The organism is Vibrio sp. DNB22_10_4, from assembly GCF_052879755.1.
Window position 1 is genome coordinate 1 of the sequence record NZ_JBNNXW010000054.1, and the last position, 278, is coordinate 278.

At 49.6% G+C, this 278-nt stretch carries 2 tRNA genes; both read left to right on the forward strand.

The window, feature by feature from the left end:
- The first annotated feature begins 77 nt into the window (after nt 1-77).
- Nucleotides 78-153 (forward strand) — tRNA-Phe (locus ACVA6Q_RS24625).
- A gap of 52 nt (nt 154-205) precedes the next feature.
- A tRNA-Asn gene (locus ACVA6Q_RS24630) sits at nt 206-278 on the forward strand.

The window sequence follows — 278 nt, forward strand, 5'->3', positions numbered from 1 at the left end:
TTAGCTCAGTAGGTAGAGCAACTGACTTGTAATCAGTAGGTCACCAGTTCGATTCCGGTAGTCGGCACCATTTATTTGCCTCGATAGCTCAGTTGGTAGAGCAGCGGATTGAAAATCCGCGTGTCGGTGGTTCGACTCCGCCTCGAGGCACCATTATTTAGTGTTAAGCTGATAATGGTCTTACGACCTAGCTTGCACAAATAATTCCCCCTTAGTTCAGTTGGTAGAACGGCGGACTGTTAATCCGTATGTCGCAGGTTCGAGTCCCGCAGGGGGAG